Consider the following 264-nt stretch of genomic DNA (forward strand, 5'->3'; position numbering starts at 1 on the left):
TAGATTTTACCTTAGACGTTCGTGATGAAACAGGAACAGTTACCGTCGCTTCGTACCAAGCTCCATTACAAACGTTAGGATTAGATGGTGCTGCCATTACTGTTGTAGCCAGTGGATTTTTAGATCCCTCACAAAACAGTAACGGACCTGCATTTGGTTTATGGGTGGCTCTTGCTTCCGGTGGTGATTTAATTCCACTACCATTAGTAGAAACTCCAACGGCTCGTTTACAAGCGATTCACAACTCTCCTGATTTGGCAGCAG

The 264-nt window shown here is 44.3% G+C and carries 1 protein-coding gene; it reads left to right on the forward strand.

What is annotated here, in order from left to right; genetic code table 11:
• Positions 1-264 (forward strand): hypothetical protein (locus tag EQG68_RS15135; RefSeq protein WP_164975483.1); only part of this gene is annotated, 264 nt, incomplete at both ends.

The sequence above is a fragment of the Flavobacterium piscinae genome (genome assembly GCF_004122145.1).
Lineage (GTDB): Bacteria > Bacteroidota > Bacteroidia > Flavobacteriales > Flavobacteriaceae > Flavobacterium > Flavobacterium piscinae.